Below are 17,755 nucleotides of genomic sequence, written 5' to 3'. Positions count from 1 at the left end.
ATCGGGGATCTCTGTGAATAGGATCACCGCTGGGCGGCGGCATCCCCTCGCGAGATACGCCGTCCTGCTCCTGGCCCTGGGCCTGATCGGCGGGGTCTACACCGTCGCGCTCGCGGTCTCCCCCAGCCGGCAGGCCGACGCCGCCATCGCGTCCGGCAGGGCCGACGACGTGGCGGAGGGCAAGAAACTCTTCGAGCAGAGCTGCTCCAGCTGTCACGGCCTCAACGCCGAGGGCACCGCGCAGGGCCCGACCCTGATCGGCGTCGGCGCCGCCTCCGTGGACTTCCAGGTCGGCAGCGGCCGCATGCCCCTGGCCAACCCCAGCGCGCAGGCACCGCGCAAGCCCCTGGCGCCCTGGGTCAACGAGGACACCGTCCGGCAGCTCGCCGCCTACGTGCAGTCACTCGGCGGCGGCCCGACCGTCCCGACCGACGAGCAGGTCGACGCCTCCAAGGGCGACAAGTCCAAGGGCGGGGAGCTGTTCCGCGCGAACTGCATCCAGTGCCACAACTTCGTCGGCTCCGGCGGCGCCCTGACCCAGGGCAAGTACGCACCGCCGCTCCACCAGGCCAGCGAGAGGCAGATCTACGAGGCGATGATCACCGGCCCGCAGGCGATGCCGGTGTTCAACGACAGCATCATCACCCCCGAGCAGAAGCGGGACATGATCGCCTACATCGTGGGCGTGCGCGAGGAGCCCAACCCGGGCGGCGCCGGTCTCGGCCGCATCGGCCCGGTCACGGAGGGTCTGGTGGCCTGGGTCGTCGGGCTCAGCCTCCTCTCCCTGGCCGCCATCTGGATCACCGCGAAGAGGCGACAGGCCAAATGACTGACAACAATCACGACATCGAGCAGCCGGAGGAGCGCGCGCCGAAGCGCGTGATCGGCACCCCCTCCCCGGCGGCGAGCACCTCGCTTCTCGGCCGCGACGAGCCGAGGAAGACGGACGTCGTCCAGGTTCCCGGGGTGGTCCCGCAGGACGAGGCGACCGCGAAGAAGGGCGAGCGGTACGCCGCCCTCTGCTTCCTGGTCGCCTTCCTGGGGGGCATCGGCTTCGTGGTGTCGTACGTCGTCTTCCAGGTCGGCGACATCGAGAAGACGCAGGTCTCCAACCTCGCGCTGGGCGGCACGCTCACCCTGGCCCTGCTCGGGCTGGCCGCGGGCCTGACCACCTGGGTCCGCCTGGTCATGCCCAAGTACAACCTGGTCCAGGAGCGCCACACGATGGCCTCCGACCCCGAGACCAGGTCCTACGTGGCCGAGACCTTCCTGCAGGGGGCGAACGAGAGCGGCATCGTCAAGCGCCCGCTGCTGCGCCGCACCCTGCTGGCCGCCGCCGCCCCGCTCGGCCTGGCCCCGCTGGTCCTGCTGCGCGACCTCGGCCCGAGCCACACGAACTTCCCGGCCAAGCTGCGGCACACCGTCTGGGGCGAGAAGACCAAGGACGGCAAGCCGCGCAAGCTCCTCGTCGAGGGAAGCGGCTCGCCCATCAGGGCCGCCGACTTCAACTCCCCCGGCGGCATCCTCTCCGTGGTGCCCGAAGGGTACGAGCACGACCTGAACGCGCTGGCCAAGGCCACGCTGATCCTGATCAAGTTCCGTCCCGAGGAGCTCAAATCCGGGACCAACCTGAACTGGACGCACGACGGGATCGTGGCGTACTCCAAGATCTGCACGCACGTCGGCTGCCCCGCGGCCCTGTACGAGCAGACCACCCACCACATCCTGTGCCCGTGTCACCAGTCGACCTTCGACGCCGCCGACGGCGCCAAGGTCATCTTCGGCCCGGCCGCTCGGCCGCTTCCTCAGCTGCCGATCGCCGTCGATAATGAGGGATATCTCGTCGCAACGGCGGATTTCGCGGTCCCTGTGGGTCCCAGCTTCTGGGAGCGCGGCGACGCCGAGGCCGAGGTCCGTGAGAACGGAGCCCAAAAGTCATGAGCATCGAGACCGTTCCCAAGCCCATCGAGGGTGCGAGCACCTTCGTCGACGACCGCATCGGCGCGGGAAACTTCCTCCGGCGCAACCTGCGGAAGATCTTCCCCGACCACTGGTCGTTCCTGCTGGGTGAGATCGCGCTCTACTCGTTCATCATCCTGCTGCTGACCGGCACGTTCCTGACGTTCTTCTTCAAGCCCGGCATGGGCCACGTCGAGTACGCCGGCTCGTACGGCCCGCTGCAGGGCGTCACCATGTCCGAGGCGTACGCCTCGTCGCTGAGCATCAGCTTCGACGTGCGCGGCGGCCTGCTGATGCGGCAGATGCACCACTGGGCGGCCCTGCTGTTCATCGGCGGCATGATGGTGCACGCGCTCCGGGTGTTCTTCACCGGCGCCTACCGCAAGCCGCGCGAGCTCAACTGGCTGATCGGCGTGCTGCTGCTCACGCTGGCGCTGCTCGAGGGCCTGACCGGTTACTCCCTGCCCGACGACCTGCTCTCCGGCGCCGGTCTGCGGATCACCGAGGGTGTGGCGATCTCGCTGCCGCTGGTCGGCACCTGGATCACCTTCTTCCTCTTCGGCGGCGAGTATCCGGGCGAGGACGTCATCGCGCGCTTCTACTCGCTGCACATCCTGCTCATCCCCGGCATCCTGCTCGCGCTCATCACGGCTCACATGATCCTGATGTGGGTCCAGAAGCACACGCAGATGCCGGGCAAGGGCCGCACCAACGAGAACGTGGTGGGCGCGCCGTTCTACCCGGCCTTCATGATCAAGGCCGGCGCCTACTTCATGTTCACCTTCGGGGTCATCGCGATGCTGGGCACCTTCGCCCAGATCAACCCGATCTGGCTGTTCGGTCCCTACACCCCCGCCGACATCTCGGCGGGCTCGCAGCCCGACTTCTACATGGGCTTCCTCGAGGGCGCGCTGCGCCTGATGCCCGCCTGGGAGCTCAACCTCTTCGGCGGCGCGGGGGGCACGCTCGCGATGAGCGTGCTGATCCCGGCCCTGGTGCCGATGGGCATCGTCATGACGGGCCTGGCGCTGTACCCGTTCATCGAGCAGTGGGTCACCGGCGACCGCCGCGAGCACCACGTCGCGGAGCGTCCCCGCAACAACCCGCACCGCACCGCGATCGGCATGTCGGCGGTCACGTTCTACGGCGTCCTGTGGCTGCTGGGCGCCAACGACGAGATCTCCGCGTTCTTCCACATCTCGCTGAACTGGACGACCTACGCGGGCCGGTTCCTGGTGATCGCCGGCCCCGTGCTGGCGTACGTCATCACCTACCGGATCTGCCTGGGCCTGCAGCGCAGCGACGCGGCGATCATCAGCCACGGCGTGGAGTCCGGTGTGATCAAGCGCCTGCCCCACGGCGAGTACATCGAGGTCCACGTCCCGCCGCACGAGGCCATCGAGGCCCACATGCGGGGCAAGGAGGTGATCCCGATCGTCTCCGGAGGCGGCGCGGGCCCGAAGAGCCGCGACGACATCCCGTCCAAGGGGATGCGCGGCCCGCTCGGCAGGCTGCGCGCCAAGATGAGCGCGGCGTACGGCGGCGAGAAGATCCCGCTCGACGACGGCCACGGCCACGGCGAGGACCACGACGCCATCGGCACGGGTCACGGGGAGCACGCGGCGGTCGGCCAGGCCGGGGACGACAGGTCCCTGACCCGCTGACCCGCCACGGCTGACGCCACCCGGAGGGCCCGGACACCATGTGGTGTCCGGGCCCTCCGCTTTGCGCGTCACCGGACGACGGCCTCGCACGTCACCGGACGACGGGTACGGCGATGCCCCCGAGCTGCCACAAGGCCCCCGCAGGGGCCTCCAGAAGGCTTCTGCGGGCCTTTCCCCGGCCGAGGCCGCAACAACCCATCCCGTTTCCCCGGCGGTCCCAGGGAACGTCAGGACGCCGCCGGTCAGACGTCGTCGGTGTTGAAGTGCTTGAGGCTGCTCCACTTGAGCCACTGCTTCCAGCTCTCCTGCCAGTGCCCCCACCCGTTCATGGGCTCCAGGACGCGGGGCGAGCCGGTGATGATGATCGGGTCCCCGATCAGGGTGTTGTCGAGGAACCACTTGGCGTTGCTCGGGCTGACGTTGACGCAGCCGTGGCTGACGTTGGAGTTGCCCTGGGAGCCGACCGACCACGGGGCGCTGTGGATGTACTCACCGCTGTTGGAGATGCGGACGGTGTCGTAGACGGTCAGCTGGTAGTAGCCGGGGGAACCGGGCCCGATGCCCGGGGAGGTCATGACGGTGACGTCCTCCCGCGACATGGCCAGGTGCACGCCGCTGGTCGTGTGGTACTTCCAGTTGCCGCCCTGCCCTGCGCTCATGGGTATCTCGCGGACGACTTTGCCGTTGCGCTTCACGGTGAGATGGTGCGTCTGGACACTGCCCCGGGTGATCTGCGAGCGGCCGATCTTGAAGTTGACGGTCTTGTTCGCCGCTCCGTACAGGCCGTTGCCGCCGCGTACCCCCGCCAGGCGGGCCTCGACCCGGACCCTCGTACCGGCGGGCCAGAATTTCTTCGGGCGGAAGTGGACGTTCCGGGCGTCGAACCAGTGCCACGCCCCCAAGACCGGTCTGGAGGTGCGGACGAACAGGTTGCGCTCGATGGAGACCCGGTCGGTGACGTCGCGATCGAAGGTGATCATCACCGGCATGCCGACACCGACGGTCAGGCCGGTCGTGTCCCTGCCCGGCATGAAGTTCTCGATCGCGAAGGTCTCGCGTCCCTTCACCGTGGAGAAGGAGGAGGTCGTGGTGGTGACGGCGCCCGCCGGGTTGACGGCCGTCACGGAGACCTCGTAGGAGGCCCCTGGAGCCGCGACACCCCTGCTGCGCCACTGGGTACCGTCGGCGCTGAGAACGCCCGGCAGGGAGCCTTTGGCGCCCTTCACGGCCCTGACGGCGACCTGTCGCAGGGTGCCGCCCTGCGCCGCGACCAGGACGGGGGTGTCCGTGGGAACGCCCCTGGCCCTGTCGAGAGGGGCCACGGTGACGACGGCCGCGGCGACGGCGGCGGGTGAGTTCTGCGCCGCCTGTGGCGTCCGGCCGCCCTGTACGGCGGTGTTTCCCGAGCAGGAGGCCGCCACCAGCGCGAGAGTCAGCAGTCCCGCTCCCTGGCTCGAACCACGGATCGCGTGCCCCACATGAACTCCCCTGTCCCGGACTGAACCACTGATTCAGTTATTACCCGGAGTAAGCGGTTCACCACATAAGACATCCACCCTAGGCGCCAAATAAACGCCAAAAAGCGGGCCACGGAAGCTTTCCGTGGCCCGCTCGGACGGCGGTGAAACGCGAGGTCAGTGCGAGAAGTTGCCCCGGTAGTACTCGAAGACGAAACCGATCATGCTCATCACGATCGCGAACACGCCGATCAGGAAGAGCCACCAGCCGATGACCAGGCCGACCGCGCTGAGCGCGACGGCCAGGCAGACGAAGAGCGGCCACCAGCTGTGCGGGCTGAAGAAGCCGAGCTCGCCGGCACCCTCGCTGATCTCGCCCAGCTTGTCGTCCTCCGGCTGCTCGCCGATCCGGCGGGCCGTGTACATGAGGTAGTAACCGATCATGAACGCGAAGCCCACCGAGATGGCCATCGCCGTCGTGCCGACCGGCTCCTTGGACCAGTACCAGTAGACGACGTCCACGGCGGCGAAGAAGACGCCGCAGAGGATGAACAACCAGCCCTGGACCTTCATCGGTTCTCCTCCAGCTCATGGGCCGGGATGTGCGGGTGCTTGAGGTCGAACGCCGGGCGCTCGGACCGGATGCGGGGCAGCGAGGTGAAGTTGTGCCTCGGCGGCGGGCAGGACGTCGCCCATTCGAGCGAGTTGCCGTACCCCCACGGGTCGTCCACGGTGACCTGCGGCGCGGTCTTGTGGGTCTTCCACACGTTGTAGAGGAACGGCAGCGTGGAGGCGCCCAGCAGGAACGCGCCGACCGAGGAGACCATGTTGAGGTCGGTGAAGCCGTCGATCGGGCTGTAGTCGGCGTAACGGCGCGGGAAGCCCTGCGCGCCGAGCCAGTGCTGGACCAGGAAGGTGGTGTGGAAACCGATGAACAGCGTCCAGAAGTGGATCTTGCCCATCGTGTCGTTCAGCATCTTGCCGGTGAACTTGGGCCACCAGAAGTAGAAGCCCGCGAACATCGCGAACACCACGGTGCCGAAGACCACGTAGTGGAAGTGCGCGACCACGAAGTAGGAGTCGGAGACCTGGAAGTCCAGCGGCGGGGAGGCCAGGATGACACCGGTCAGGCCGCCGAACAGGAACGTCACCAGGAAGCCGATCGAGAACAGCATCGGCGACTCGAACGACAGGTGGCCGCGCCACATGGTGCCGATCCAGTTGAAGAACTTCACCCCGGTGGGCACCGCGATGAGGAACGTCATGAAGGAGAAGAACGGTAGCAACACCTGTCCCGTGGGGAACATGTGGTGCGCCCACACGGTGATCGACAGACCCGCGATGGCGATCGTCGCGCCGACCAGGCCGATGTAGCCGAACAGCGGCTTGCGGCTGAAGACCGGCAGTACCTCGGTCACGATGCCGAAGAACGGCAGCGCGATGATGTAGACCTCCGGATGGCCGAAGAACCAGAACAGGTGCTGCCAGAGCAGCGCGCCGCCGGTCTGGGAGTCGAAGATGTGCGTGCCGAGCTTGCGGTCGGACTCCAGCGCCAGCAGCGCGGCGGCGAGCACCGGGAAGGCCATCAGCACCAGGATCGAGGTGAGCAGGACGTTCCAGGTGAACATCGGCAGGCGGAACATGGTCATGCCCGGCGCGCGCATGCAGACGATCGTGGTGATGAAGTTCACCGAGCCGAGGATCGTGCCCAGACCGCTGATGGTCAGGCCGACGATCCACAGGTCGCCGCCGACGCCGGGAGAGTAGATGGCGTCCGACAGCGGGGCGTAGGCGAACCAGCCGAAGCTGGCCGCGCCGCCCGGGGTGATGAAGCCCGACAGGGCGATGAGGCTGCCGAAGGTGAAGAGCCAGTAGCTGACCATGTTCAGCCGCGGGAAGGCGACGTCGGGGGCGCCGATCTGCAGCGGCATGAGCTCGTTGGCGAAGCCCGCGAACAGCGGGGTCGCGAACATCAGCAGCATGACGGTGCCGTGCATGGTGAACAGCTGGTTGAACTGCTCGTTGCTGGTGAACTGGAGACCCGGCTGCGCAAGCTCCGCCCTCATGACCAGCGCCATGACGCCGCCGATCAGGAAGAAGACGAACGAGGTGATCAGGTAGAGGTGTCCGATGATCTTGTGATCGGTGGACGACGCCCACTTCGTGATGATCGAGCCCTTGCGGGTCGGCACCGGGGAGAGGACGAGGGGTTCGTTAAGTGCGGTCACTGGGCACCCGCCTGGCTAGCGATGTACTGGTCGAACTCGTCCGGAGTGACGAGCTTCACCGAGAAGAGCATCCGGCTGTGGTCGACGCCGCAGAGCTCGGCACAGCGGCCGGCGAAGGTACCGGTCGTCTTCAGGGTCTCGACCTCGAACCTGTTGTTCACGCCGGGGATCACGTCGAGCTTGAAGTGGAACGCCGGGACCCAGAAGGAGTGGATGACGTCCGGCGAGTTGAGGAAGAACTTGATCTTCTTACCGGCCGGCAGCACCAGCTGCGGCCCGGCCATGTAGTTCTCCGCGGGCTTGCCGACGACCTGGGCGGTCTTGCCGTTGTACTCCGTGGTGAAGCGCCAGCTCCACTGGAAGCCCTCGACCTTGACCGTCACGTCGGGCTTGGGGGACAGGGTGGTGATGTAGTTCTGGTCCCGCGCGGTGAAGAAGAAGAACACGCCGACCATGATGATCGGCACCACCGTGTAGAGGATCTCGATCGGGAGGTTGTACCGCACCTGAGGCGGCAGCTCCTCCTTGGAGTTCTTCTTCTTTCGGTGGAAGGCGACGGACCAGAGGATCAGGCCCCACACGACCACACCGGTGCCGAGAGCGGCGATCCACGAGCCGTTCCACAGGCTCTGGACGGCTTCGGACTGCTTGGTGACGCCCTCGGGCAGGCCCGCTCGGGACCAGTCTTCGGCACTGCACGCCGTCAGGGAAACCAGCAGCAGCGCCAGAGCGGCAGCGCGTGGCACCCGGCGGCGGGCCAACGAACGCCGTGCAGAACGGCGGGTCGGACTCACGGATCGCCTACCCCACAGATGAAGCCCAGGAGTCGCTCCTGGGCGGTCGTTTGTTCACGTTCAAGATTTCGTAGTTCACAGCTTCACACTGGGGGACACATTAGCGCGGACACCCCTCGCCCTCCCCCGCAGCCCCCGCCCGCACCGCGCGTGGTGCGACGATTGGGACGTGGCGTACTTCGACGCGGCCTCCACGGAGCCGCTGCACCCTCAGGCGCGCGAGGCTCTCATCGCGGCCCTCGATGTCGGCTGGGCCGACCCCGCGAGGCTGTACGGCTCCGCCCGCCGGGCAAGGATGTTACTGGAACAGGCGAGGACCGAGGTGGCCGAGGCCCTGGGCGCCAGGGCCGACGAGGTCTCGTTCACCTCCTCCGGCACCCAGGCGGTGCACCTGGGCGTGCTCGGCACCCTGCGCGGCCGCCGGCGGGCCGGGCGCCGCCTGGTCACCTCGGCCGTGGAGCACTCCTGCGTGCTGCACGCGGCGGGCGTCCACGAGCGCGACGGCGGCTCGGTCGAGACGGTCGGCGTCGGGATCACCGGCGCGGTCGACCCGGAGGTCTTCGGCGAGGCGGTCCGCGCCGAGGGCACGGCCTTGGCCTGCCTGCAGAGCGCCAACCACGAGGTCGGCACGCTCCAGCCGGTCGCCGAGGCGGCGGCGGCGTGCGCCGAGGCGGGGGTGCCGCTGCTGGTGGACGCGGCCCAGACGGCGGGCAGGATGCCGCTGCCGCCCGGCTGGTCGGTGCTGGCCGCCAGCGCGCACAAGTGGGGCGGCCCCGCGGGGGTCGGCGTGCTGGTGGTCCGCAAGGGCACCCGGTGGCGCACCCCGCTGCCCGAGGACGACCGCGAGCGCCGCAGGGTCCCCGGGTTCGAGAACGTGCCGGCGATCGTCGCGGCGGCCGCCGCGCTGCGCGCCACGGTGGCCGAGTCGGCCATGGAGTCGGCCAGGCTCTCGGCGCTCGTGGACCGCGTCAGGACCGAGGTGCCCCGGCTGGTCCCGGACGTCGAGGTCATCGGCGATCCGGTCGTACGGGCGCCGCATATTGTCACCTTTTCGTGTCTTTACGTGGAAGGTGAGGCGTTGCTGACGGAACTCGACAAGGCCGGGTTCTCGGTATCGTCCGGCAGCTCCTGCACGGCGAGTACGCTTCGTCCGTCGCATGTTCTGGAGGCCATGGGAGTGCTCACGCACGGGAACGTCCGCGTTTCGCTGCCCCGGGGCACCTCGGCGACGGATGTCGACCGTTTCCTCGCCTTCCTGCCGGACGCGGTGCGGAGGATACGCGAGGAGGCCGGTGTCAAGCTTTGATCAACATTCGGGGAGTGAAGACGTGATGACGTCCGGCCAGACCACTCCGGCGGGATCGGCACAGCCTCCCGCCCTGACCATCGACGCGCTGGGCAAGAAGTGCCCGATTCCGATCATCATGCTGGCGGCGCAGATCAACGACGTACCGCGCAACGGGATCGTCGCGGTCCTCGCCGACGATCCGGCCGCCTTCACCGACATCCCCGCCTGGTGCCGGTTGAAGTCACACCACCACGTGGGCAGCTACGAGCTCCCGGGGCGCGGCTGGGCCATTCACGTGCGCCGCAACTACTGACATGTCCTGAAATTGGGTATGACATCCCCCGAAAACACGCCAAACGGTTCGGGGGGACGACATGAGCGGTGAGACTGCCAGAGATCTGATGAACGCCGGGGTCCGGTGCGTCGAGGCACACGAGACCCTCGACAGGGCGTCACAGATGATGCGGGACATGAACGTGGGCGCGCTGCCCATCTGCGGCAGCGACGACCGACTGAAGGGGATCATCACCGACCGCGACATCGTGGTCAAGTGCGTGGCACAGGGCCTGGACCCCTCCCAGATGACCGCGGGAGACCTCGCGACCGGCCTGGTCTGGGTGTCCTCGGACGCGAGCGTCGAGGAGGCGCTGTCCAAGATGGAGGAGAACCAGATCCGGCGGCTGCCGGTGATCGAGGAAGGCCGCATCGTCGGCATGATCACCGAGGCCGACCTGGCCAGGAAACTGTCCGACGACCAGCTGGCCGAGTTTGTGCACCGCGTCTACGCGAGCGGCGGCTGACGCCCGGCCCGCGCGAGCACCTGACACGGCGGCCGCCGTACCGGCGGCACCGGCCGTCCACCGCCGGGCGAGGGGCCCGGCGGTGGATCGGTGGCGGCCGGTGGCGGCCGGTGGCGGCCCGGTGTCCGGCCGTGGCGGCTCAGGCGTGGTGGCACTTCACGAAGGGGGCCACCTCCGCGGCGGCGTCGGCGCCGTAGGCGTCGGCGAGGCGCTCCAGGAAGACCTTCTGGCCGAGCTCGTACTCCTGACCGCCGACCTGCTCCAGGACGTGGGTGGCGGTGAGGTTGCCGACCTGGCCGCAGCGCTCCAGGGACAGGCCCCAGGCCAGGGCGGACAGGAAGCCGGAGCGGAAGGCGTCGCCCACGCCGGTGGGATCGGCCTTGCCGAGCTCGGGCGCCGGGGGGACGTGCAGGGACGGCTCGCCCTTGCGGTCGATGACGACACCCTTGGGACCGAGCGTGGTGACGCGGACGCCGACCCGATCGAGGATCTCCTCGTCGCTCCAGCCGGTCTTCTGCTCGATCATGCCCTTCTCGTAGTCGTTGCCGAACAGGTAGGCGGCGCCGTCGACCAGCTCGCGGATCTGCTCCCCGGGCATGCGGGCGAGCTGCTGGGAGGGGTCGGCCGCGAACGGGATGCCGCGCTGGCGCGCCTCGGCGGTGTGCCTGAGCATCGCCTCGGGGTCGTTGGGGCTGATCAGCACCAGGTCGAGGCCGCCGACCCGCCGGGCGACCGGGTCGAGCTCGATGAGGCGGGCCTCGGCCATCGCGCCGGTGTAGAACGACGCGATCTGGTTGTGGTCGTCGTCGGTCGTGCACAGGAAACGGGCGGTGTGGTGCGTCTCGGAGACGTGGATGGAGTCGCAGTCCACACCGTGGCGCTCCAGCCAGGAGCGGTAGTCGGCGAAGTCGGTGCCGACCGCGCCGACCAGAAGGGGCTTGAGCCCCAGGCAGCCCATTCCGAACGCGATGTTGGCCGCGCAGCCGCCGCGGCGGACCTGCAGGTCGTCCACGAGGAACGACAGGGAAACCCGGTCAAGCTGGCCGGCGATGAGCTGGTCGCTGAAGCGGCCGGGGAAGGTCATCAGTTGATCGGTCGCGATTGAGCCGGTGACGGCGATGCGCACGGGGTTCTTCTCCTCGTTGTCTGCATCTTCGGAACGTGGGCGATTGAGCCGCACGGGAAGTTGAGCCACGCAAGAATACGCGACCTTTCCCGCGTCCCGCTCTCACCCCAAGGGCTACCCCGATCGGGCACGCCAAAGCCCCGCGGGGTGACCGATGTCACCCCGCGGGGCCGGGCGCTCTCGCTGGTCCGGCTCGCCTGGTCCGGCTCGCCTGTCGAGCTCGCCTAGTTGAACGAGTCTCCACAGGCGCACGAGCCGGTGGCGTTGGGGTTGTCGATCGTGAAGCCCTGCTTCTCGATGGTGTCGACGAAGTCGACGGTGGCGCCCACGAGGTAGGGAGCGCTCATCCGGTCGGTGACCACGCTCACGCCGTCGAAGTCGGAGACGACGTCGCCGTCCATCGAACGGTCGTCGAAGAAGAGCTGGTAGCGCAGACCGGAACAGCCGCCGGGCTGCACGGCCACGCGCAGCTGGAGACCTTCCTCGCCCTGCTGCTCCAGCAGGCTCTTGACCTTCGCCGCGGCCGCGGAACTGAGGATCAGGCCCTGCGCCGTGGTCTCGCTGCTCTCAACCGACATGTTGGTGACTCCCGCGTCTGCGTCAGCCGCTCCCCGGGAACGGCTGTCTGTTTATGACGTCCTTCTCAGACGCTACCAACACCCGTCTCCCTGTACACATTCCTGAGACGACAGATACATCCGCCCTTGGACAAAACCCCCTCCCCCGGAATAAAGCCCCAATCCTGTGTGTCATCATTAGTCGTCACTTCGACGATAAGGGGGTGTGGCCATGACGACCACCGAGACCGGGCTTCCGCTCTTCGTCCTCGGCAGAGGTGTCGACCCGCACAGCGAGCGCGGCGTCGACTGTCCCGGCGAGTTGCCGTCGGCTTCCGACCCGGCGCTCGTGGAGCGCGCCAGGAGGGCCAAGGCGGCGCTCGGCGACCGGGTCTTCGTACTGGGCCACCACTACCAGCGCGACGAGGTCATCCAGTTCGCCGACGTGACCGGCGACTCGTTCAAGCTCGCGAAGGAGGCCGCGGCCCGCCCCGACGCCGAGTACATCGTCTTCTGCGGCGTGCACTTCATGGCCGAATCCGCCGACATCCTCACGTCGAGCTCCCAGAAGGTCGTGCTGCCCGACCTCGCGGCCGGGTGCTCGATGGCCGACATGGCCACCTTCGACCAGGTGGAGGAGTGCTGGGAGGCTTTGGAGGACGCGGGGATCGCCGGGGTCACCGTCCCCGTCACCTACATGAACTCCAGCGCCGACATCAAGGCGTTCTGCGGTCGCAACGGCGGCGCCGTGTGCACCTCCTCCAACGCCAGGCGCGCCCTGGAGTGGGCCTTCTCACGCGGCGAGAAGGTGCTCTTCCTCCCCGACCAGCACCTGGGCCGCAACACCGCGGTGCTGGAGATGGGCCTGTCGCTGGACGACTGCGTCGTCTACAACCCGCACCGGCCGAACGGCGGCCTGACCGCCGAGCAGCTCGAGAACGCCAAGGTGATCCTCTGGAAGGGGCACTGCTCGGTACACGGCCGCTTCAGCGCCGAGTGCGTGGACGACGTCCGCGCCCGCATCCCCGGCGTCAACGTGCTGGTGCACCCCGAGTGCAGGCACGAGGTCGTCACCAAGGCCGACCACGTCGGTTCGACCGAGTACATCATCAAGAAGATCGAGGAGGCTCCGGCCGGGTCCTCCTGGGCGGTGGGCACCGAACTGAACCTGGTCAAGCGGCTCGGCGCCATGTTCCCCGACAAGAACGTGACGTTCCTGGACCGGACGGTCTGCTACTGCTCGACGATGAACCGGATCGACCTGCCGCACCTGGTGTGGGCGCTGGAGTCGCTCGCCGCCGGCCAGGTCGTCAACCAGATCACCGTGGACGACGACACCGCCCACTGGGCCGGGGTCGCCCTGGACCGGATGCTGGCCCTGCCCTGACCTCGGCGGACCCCGGCGGACTCCGGCGGACCCCGGCGTGGACGGGCCCCGGCGGGTGGTGACCCGCCGGGGCCCATCGCGTGCCGGGGACCTGTCGCGTACCCGGGGTCGGGGGAGCACCGCTTGAGCGGGGCCTATTCGAGCTCGTGGACCACCTTGACGCTGACGGAGACGTTCCGGCGGCCGGGGCTGATCGACGCCCTGTCGACGGCCGCGGCGAAGCCGAGGATCGGCGTCGGCGGGGTGACGTTCTGCTCGCTTACCTCCATGACACGGCCGAGCCCGCGGCCCGCGAGCCTGGCGTACTGCGTGGCGCGGTTCTGGGCGTCCTTGAAGGCGGCCTCGCGCGCCAGCCTGAGCGGCGCGCGGTTGTCGGACACCTCGAAGGAGATGCCGTTCAGCCGGACCGCCTCGCCGACGGCGGCCGCCGCCTCCACCACGTCGTCCGCGTCGTCGATGTCGCGCACTATGGCCTCGACGCCCTGTGTGGCCCGGTAGCCGGAGATCGTGGGGTACTCCTTGTACTCGGGGCCGAGGGTCAACTCGTCGGTCCGCAGGTCCCTCGCCGCGACCCCGGCCGCGAGCAGCGCCCGCGTCAGGCCGGCGGCGGCGGTGCGGGCGGCGGTGAACGCCGCCCCGGCGGTGGGGCGGCGCACCTCGACGCCGGTGTCCAGACGCATGATGTCGGGGGTGGTGGAAACGGTGCCCTCGCCCACGATCGTGATCTGGGGGCGGCTCCCCTCCGCGGTGGTCGCGGAGGGCTCGGAGTCCGCGAGCGCGACGCCGCCGGACAGACCGGCGAGGAACAGTCCCGTGGAGACGAGCACGGCCGAGGCGACCGCCTGAGACGTCTTGATCATAAAGTCATGGCACCACGGGACCGCGGTCGCGGCGGCGAGCGCTGCGTGGGCCCTGTCGTGTCTTGGCCGAATCCCGGACGGGTGTTTTGCCGCCGACCGGGTTGGATTCCGGCCGGATCACGGCGAGCGGGCACGAGCCGGCCCTGGGCGGGTGAACGCGGCCCAGGCCCGGGCGGGCGGACGCGGTCTAGATCCGGGTGAGTTCCCGCCACCAGCCCAGCAGCCCGCCGTCGCCCTCGATGGCGTAGTCGTCGGGGCTGCGCCGCCCCCAGACGACCTGGAGCAGGTCGGCCGACGTGGCGGCGCGCACGGTCACGGTGCCCGGTTGCAGGGACCGCCGGTGGTGGAAGCGGTCGGGATCGAGGGTGATCACCCACCCGGCTCCGGTGTCGGCCTGCAGGGAGATCGTCTCGCCTCCGCCCCTGAGGTCGGCCACGTTCGGGTTCCACTTCACGTACGGCAGGACGTCGAGGAACTCCTCGACCCCGTCGGCCGCCACGTGCTCGGGGATCATGACCGGGACACCCAGCGCGAGTTCGGCGTCCACCCGGTGCACGAGGGTCTCGTGGAGCATCCGCCTCGACCAGAACCACACCCGCTTCTCCCCGCCCCAGGCCCACATCGGCGCCTGCGGGTCCTGCGACAGCAGCGCCTCGGGCAGGAAGGTGGCGCCCTCACCGAGCCAGGCGGGGTAGCCGGCCGGGTCGGCGGGCAGGCCCATGTCCATGCCGTCGCGGTCGTGGCGCCGCTCGGCCAGGTCGCGCACCATGGCGGCCACCCACCGGTGCACGCCTCCGAGGTGGACGGCGAGTTTCGCCAGATCCCAGCCGGGACAGGTCAGCACGGAGACGGACATGTCACGCCCCCGCAGGACGTCGGCCATCCGGGCGATCTCCGTGGCGGCGGCCGCGGTGTGCTCGGCGTGGGTCCACTCCCTCATGTCAACCCTCTCGCGTGAAGCGCATGAACTGCTTCTCGTACTCCCTGGCGTCGGTGCTGGTGACCAGCAACCGCTGCACCTTCCCGGTGAAGTCGAACACCACCGCCTCGTAGCCGGAGCCCTTGCGCCGCCAGCCCGCGATGTGCTCGTCGTCGTACCAGCCGATGAGCCGCTCCGTCTCGAACGGGATCCGGACCTTCGCCGGAGCGTCGGAGCCGGTGGACCAGACGCAGATCTCCTTCTTGCTCTCCTTGCAGTACGTCAGCAGGGACGAGCCGGACGGGGAGATGTCGTCGCCCTCGACCGTGATCGGCGTGCCCACGTCCAGCAGGGTCTGCAGGACGGTGCCCTGCGTGTCGTAGAAGCGGATGCGCTGGGTCTTGCCGGTGAGCGCCCAGGTGCCGACGGCCCGGCCGTCGCCCCGCCAGAAATAGCTCCACTTGCCCGCGTCCTTCTCCTTCACGCGGACGACCTTCGCCTTCTTCGTGGCGACGTCGATGATCGCGAAGCCGTACTCCTTGCTGATGTCGCCGACCGCCTCGTAGAGGGTCACCAGGCCGCGTCTGCCGTCCGGCGACCACTGCGGCAGCGTCGGGTAGACCGGCGCCTTGGTGATCCTGATCCTACTCGCCGCACCGGATCGATGATCGACGATCGACACGATCGCGTAGCTCTGCGCGTCGTACATCCGGTCGGTGCCCAGCGCCTGGGTGCCCTCGGCGTTGACCGTGTACTGGAAGTACTTGCCGTTCTTGACGAACCGCCCGGTGTCCCGCTCGCGGACGTAGAGGGTCTTGTCCCAGTCGAGGCTGTAGGAGCTCAGCTTGATCGGGTCCTGGTCGCTCTCGTGGAGCGTGAGCGAGCTGCCGGGCAGCTTGATCGTGCTGTCGGCCTCCGGCACCGTCGGAGCGGTGGGAGTGGGGGTGTTCGTGGCCTTCGTACTGCCCGCCCGGGTGGTCCCCGGCGTCTCGGTGGTGCCGCGCAGCGCCAGCACGACACCCCCGGCCACGAGGGCGGTGACCAGCACGCCTCCCACGATCGCCGGCCACGCCCCGCGCCGGGCGGGGGCCGCCTGTCCCGGGTACGCCGGTGCCGCGGGGTTCCGGTACGGCGTCCCCTCCGAGGAGGGGTAGGTCGCGGGACCGCCGTAGGACTGGTGTCCGGGCTGTCCCGGATATCCCGGCGGCGGGTGCCCGGAGCCCTGCGGGGGGTAGCCGCCCGCGTGGCCGTCGGGGCCGGGATACCCGCCGGGAGAGGACCGCGTGTGGGGCGGCCCCTGCTGCGGGAAACCGTGGGGCCCGGACTGCCGAACGTGGCCACTGGGGTCCGGCTGCCGAACGTGCCCGGGACTCTGGGCATGACCGCGGGGGTCCGAGTGCTGGGGGTACGGGACGTGACCACGCGGGTCCGAGTGCTGGGGGTACGGGACGTGACCACGCGGGTCCGACTGCTGGGCGTGACCGGTGGGACCGCCCTGCGGGCCCTGCGCCGGGTATCCCCCGCCGGGCCCGCTCGGCCGGGCGAACGGCTGCGGCCCGGAGTGCTGCCGGTGGGCCCACTGGACATGGTCGTCGCCGCCCTGGCTCCGCTGCCCGTACACGGTGTGCCCGGGGTCGTTCCCTTCAGGACCGGGACCGGTCCGCTGAGCCGCGGCGGCCGAGCCCTCGGCCAGGATGCCGCGCGGCGCGGTGGGCGGCGCTGCACCGGTCACGCCGCCTGTGCCTCCCGCGCCGCCCACGCCACCCGGGCCGCCCGCGTGGCCGAGCAGCCGCAGCAGCGCCTCACCCGCCGCTGGCCGCTGGGCGGCGTCCTTGGACAGGCACTGCCCGACCAGGTCGCGCAGCGCCGGGTCGGTGATCGCCCCCAGGTCCGGCTCCATGTTCATGATCCGGTTGAAGATCGCCGGAAGGCTGTCCGTACCGAACGGCGGCTGCCCGGTGGCCGCGAAGACCATCGTGCAGCCCCAGGCGAACATGTCGGCGGGCGACCCCGCGTTCTCCCCGGCCAGCTGCTCGGGGGTCATGTAGGAAGGGGTTCCGATCGCCATCGCGGTCAGCGTGGAGGTCCGGTCGAGCGCCTTGGCGATGCCGAAGTCGATCACTCGGGGGCCGTCGGGGGCCAGTAGCACGTTGGACGGCTTGAAGTCGCGGTGCACGATCCCCGCCTGGTGGATGGCGACGAGCGCGGTGACCGTGCCGATCGCCAGGCGGTGCAGGCCCGCGCCCTCGCGCGGGCCCTCGGTGGTCACGACCGCGTCGAGCGTCGGGCCGTCGATGTACTCGCTGACGATGTACGGGCGATGCCGGTCGACCCCTGTGTCGATCACCGCGGCGGTGCAGAAGGGCGCGACACGCTGGGTCGTGCTGACCTCACGGACGAAGCGTTCCATCGCCTCCTCGTCCTGCGTGAGATCCGCGCGGAGCAACTTGACCGCGACGCGCGCCCCCGTCGGGGAAACGCCCAGGTAGACCGTGCCCTGGCCGCCCTCGCCGAGCCTGGCGGTGAGCCGGTACTCCCGCACGTGCTCGGGATCCCCGGGCCGCAAGGACGCGAGGTCCGCCATGGTCACACCCTTCTCCCGCGATGGATTTCCGGTCCCATTGTGGGGGCAAAGGGTCACAGGACGTACATCAAATCGCAAGCCGGACAGCCACGATGGCGCGTTCCAGACGGCCTCGCGAACCGCGCGGAAAGG

Annotated in this window: 16 protein-coding genes; 7 read left to right on the top strand and 9 right to left on the bottom strand. The window is 69.3% G+C overall.

Features of this window, described 5'->3' with window-relative positions:
* Positions 1-13: 13 nt before the first annotated feature.
* From qcrC to qcrB, 3 genes are read left to right on the top strand one after another with little or no spacing between them, the layout of a single operon-like run.
* The gene (qcrC, locus tag ACTOQ3_RS02830; RefSeq protein ID WP_362676659.1) at positions 14-829 is read left to right on the top strand and encodes a cytochrome bc1 complex diheme cytochrome c subunit; all 816 of its coding nucleotides are present in this window, start codon (positions 14-16) and stop codon (positions 827-829) included.
* Complete coding sequence (gene qcrA / locus ACTOQ3_RS02825) at positions 826-1,941, top strand: cytochrome bc1 complex Rieske iron-sulfur subunit (RefSeq protein ID WP_362676661.1); 1,116 nt, start codon at positions 826-828, stop codon at positions 1,939-1,941. Before qcrC ends, qcrA begins: the two co-directional genes overlap by 4 nt.
* On the top strand, positions 1,938-3,623 hold the full coding sequence (gene qcrB, locus ACTOQ3_RS02820) for a cytochrome bc1 complex cytochrome b subunit (RefSeq protein WP_440081810.1): 1,686 nt from the start codon (positions 1,938-1,940) through the stop codon (positions 3,621-3,623). The genes qcrA and qcrB overlap by 4 nt, the downstream gene beginning before the upstream one ends.
* Positions 3,624-3,865: 242 nt before the next feature.
* Here qcrB and ACTOQ3_RS02815 read toward each other — a convergent pair whose 3' ends face one another.
* The 4 genes from ACTOQ3_RS02815 to ctaC all read right to left on the bottom strand — a co-directional run bounded on the left by ACTOQ3_RS02815 (position 3,866) and on the right by ctaC (position 8,054).
* The gene (locus ACTOQ3_RS02815) at positions 3,866-5,101 is read right to left on the bottom strand and encodes an Ig-like domain-containing protein (protein WP_440081808.1); all 1,236 of its coding nucleotides are present in this window, start codon (positions 5,099-5,101) and stop codon (positions 3,866-3,868) included.
* 156 nt (positions 5,102-5,257) lie between these two features.
* Positions 5,258-5,653: a cytochrome c oxidase subunit 4 gene (locus ACTOQ3_RS02810; RefSeq protein WP_440081807.1), complete on the bottom strand. Its 396-nt coding sequence runs from the start codon at positions 5,651-5,653 to the stop codon at positions 5,258-5,260.
* On the bottom strand, positions 5,650-7,308 hold the full coding sequence (gene ctaD / locus ACTOQ3_RS02805; protein ID WP_440081806.1) for an aa3-type cytochrome oxidase subunit I: 1,659 nt from the start codon (positions 7,306-7,308) through the stop codon (positions 5,650-5,652). The genes ACTOQ3_RS02810 and ctaD overlap by 4 nt, the downstream gene beginning before the upstream one ends.
* Positions 7,305-8,054: an aa3-type cytochrome oxidase subunit II gene (ctaC, locus tag ACTOQ3_RS02800; RefSeq protein WP_440081805.1), complete on the bottom strand. Its 750-nt coding sequence runs from the start codon at positions 8,052-8,054 to the stop codon at positions 7,305-7,307. The genes ctaD and ctaC overlap by 4 nt, the downstream gene beginning before the upstream one ends.
* A gap of 217 nt (positions 8,055-8,271) precedes the next feature.
* Here ctaC and ACTOQ3_RS02795 point away from each other — a divergent pair, with 217 nt between their 5' ends.
* From ACTOQ3_RS02795 to ACTOQ3_RS02785, 3 genes are all read left to right on the top strand, one after another.
* Positions 8,272-9,408: a cysteine desulfurase family protein gene (locus tag ACTOQ3_RS02795; protein WP_440081804.1), complete on the top strand. Its 1,137-nt coding sequence runs from the start codon at positions 8,272-8,274 to the stop codon at positions 9,406-9,408.
* Between the two features lie 25 nt (positions 9,409-9,433).
* Positions 9,434-9,703, top strand: coding sequence for a sulfurtransferase TusA family protein (locus tag ACTOQ3_RS02790; RefSeq protein ID WP_440082174.1), 270 nt, complete (start codon positions 9,434-9,436; stop codon positions 9,701-9,703).
* Between the two features lie 61 nt (positions 9,704-9,764).
* Positions 9,765-10,190: a CBS domain-containing protein gene (locus ACTOQ3_RS02785; RefSeq protein WP_440081802.1), complete on the top strand. Its 426-nt coding sequence runs from the start codon at positions 9,765-9,767 to the stop codon at positions 10,188-10,190.
* 139 nt (positions 10,191-10,329) lie between these two features.
* On the opposite strand, the gene ACTOQ3_RS02780 is transcribed toward ACTOQ3_RS02785, so the two are convergent.
* Positions 10,330-11,316 carry a carbohydrate kinase family protein gene (locus ACTOQ3_RS02780; protein WP_440081801.1) on the bottom strand — a complete coding sequence of 329 codons (987 nt, stop codon included), beginning with the start codon at positions 11,314-11,316 and terminating at the stop codon, positions 10,330-10,332.
* 224 nt (positions 11,317-11,540) lie between these two features.
* Positions 11,541-11,894 carry a HesB/IscA family protein gene (locus ACTOQ3_RS02775; RefSeq protein WP_030910261.1) on the bottom strand — a complete coding sequence of 118 codons (354 nt, stop codon included), beginning with the start codon at positions 11,892-11,894 and terminating at the stop codon, positions 11,541-11,543.
* A gap of 211 nt (positions 11,895-12,105) precedes the next feature.
* On the opposite strand from ACTOQ3_RS02775, the gene nadA reads away from it, so the two are divergent.
* Positions 12,106-13,260 carry a quinolinate synthase NadA gene (nadA, locus tag ACTOQ3_RS02770; protein ID WP_440081800.1) on the top strand — a complete coding sequence of 385 codons (1,155 nt, stop codon included), beginning with the start codon at positions 12,106-12,108 and terminating at the stop codon, positions 13,258-13,260.
* 134 nt (positions 13,261-13,394) lie between these two features.
* Here the strand turns inward: nadA and ACTOQ3_RS02765 are convergent, their stop codons facing one another.
* The 3 genes from ACTOQ3_RS02765 to ACTOQ3_RS02755 form a co-directional block, all read right to left on the bottom strand.
* Positions 13,395-14,120, bottom strand: coding sequence for an SIMPL domain-containing protein (locus tag ACTOQ3_RS02765; protein ID WP_440081799.1), 726 nt, complete (start codon positions 14,118-14,120; stop codon positions 13,395-13,397).
* Positions 14,121-14,307: 187 nt separating this feature from the next.
* Positions 14,308-15,060 carry a maleylpyruvate isomerase family mycothiol-dependent enzyme gene (locus ACTOQ3_RS02760; protein WP_440081798.1) on the bottom strand — a complete coding sequence of 251 codons (753 nt, stop codon included), beginning with the start codon at positions 15,058-15,060 and terminating at the stop codon, positions 14,308-14,310.
* Between the two features lies 1 nt (position 15,061).
* Positions 15,062-17,623 (bottom strand): protein kinase domain-containing protein, encoded by a 2,562-nt coding sequence (locus tag ACTOQ3_RS02755; RefSeq protein WP_440081797.1) that lies wholly within the window; start codon positions 17,621-17,623, stop codon positions 15,062-15,064.
* Positions 17,624-17,755 lie beyond the last annotated feature (132 nt).

This window comes from Streptosporangium sp. LJ11 (assembly GCF_051918945.1).
Classification (GTDB): Bacteria; Actinomycetota; Actinomycetes; order Streptosporangiales; family Streptosporangiaceae; genus Streptosporangium.
This window is presented reverse-complemented; position numbering and strand designations above follow the sequence as displayed.

Coding starts and splice junctions, on each gene's coding strand:
- qcrA (WP_362676661.1), top strand. CDS start 826: ATGACTGACAACAATCACGACATCGAGCAGCCGGAGGAGCGCGCGCCG.
- qcrB (WP_440081810.1), top strand. CDS start 1,938: ATGAGCATCGAGACCGTTCCCAAGCCCATCGAGGGTGCGAGCACCTTC.
- ACTOQ3_RS02810 (WP_440081807.1), bottom strand. CDS start 5,653: ATGAAGGTCCAGGGCTGGTTGTTCATCCTCTGCGGCGTCTTCTTCGCC.
- ACTOQ3_RS02790 (WP_440082174.1), top strand. CDS start 9,434: ATGACGTCCGGCCAGACCACTCCGGCGGGATCGGCACAGCCTCCCGCC.
- ACTOQ3_RS02785 (WP_440081802.1), top strand. CDS start 9,765: ATGAGCGGTGAGACTGCCAGAGATCTGATGAACGCCGGGGTCCGGTGC.
- ACTOQ3_RS02775 (WP_030910261.1), bottom strand. CDS start 11,894: ATGTCGGTTGAGAGCAGCGAGACCACGGCGCAGGGCCTGATCCTCAGT.
- nadA (WP_440081800.1), top strand. CDS start 12,106: ATGACGACCACCGAGACCGGGCTTCCGCTCTTCGTCCTCGGCAGAGGT.
- ACTOQ3_RS02765 (WP_440081799.1), bottom strand. CDS start 14,120: ATGATCAAGACGTCTCAGGCGGTCGCCTCGGCCGTGCTCGTCTCCACG.
- ACTOQ3_RS02760 (WP_440081798.1), bottom strand. CDS start 15,060: ATGAGGGAGTGGACCCACGCCGAGCACACCGCGGCCGCCGCCACGGAG.
- ACTOQ3_RS02755 (WP_440081797.1), bottom strand. CDS start 17,623: ATGGCGGACCTCGCGTCCTTGCGGCCCGGGGATCCCGAGCACGTGCGG.